The sequence below is a fragment of the Xenorhabdus bharatensis genome (genome assembly GCF_037996705.1).
GTDB lineage: Bacteria > Pseudomonadota > Gammaproteobacteria > Enterobacterales > Enterobacteriaceae > Xenorhabdus > Xenorhabdus bharatensis.
This window is the reverse complement of record NZ_JBBMXG010000101.1, coordinates 1-233: the sequence shown is the minus strand read 5'-3', so window position 1 is coordinate 233 and position 233 is coordinate 1. Positions and strand designations below refer to the sequence as shown.

Sequence of the window (233 nt, the reverse complement as noted above, 5' to 3'; positions counted from 1 at the left end):
AATAATAAACCCAAGCCGGAGGAAATTGGTGCGTATCCTAAAACCGGTGGCGTATTAAACGGAAATCTTGAAGCGACAGGCGCTATACAGTCGGGTGAGGGCCAGAGCATCATATCATCACTGGATGTCTGGGCAAATCGATATGTACTGGAGAAAGGGCAACGGGTTTATAGTCCGAACAATCCGCAAACTGATGGACATTTAGCCCCGGAAGGTTGGTACAGAGATACCGC

General features: G+C 48.5%; 1 protein-coding gene. It reads left to right on the top strand.

Annotation, left to right across the window (positions count from 1 at the left end; translation table 11 throughout):
- Positions 1 to 233, top strand: a 233-nt coding sequence (locus AAC855_RS21420; RefSeq protein WP_340612143.1) for a hypothetical protein, incomplete at both ends; no start/stop codon positions are given.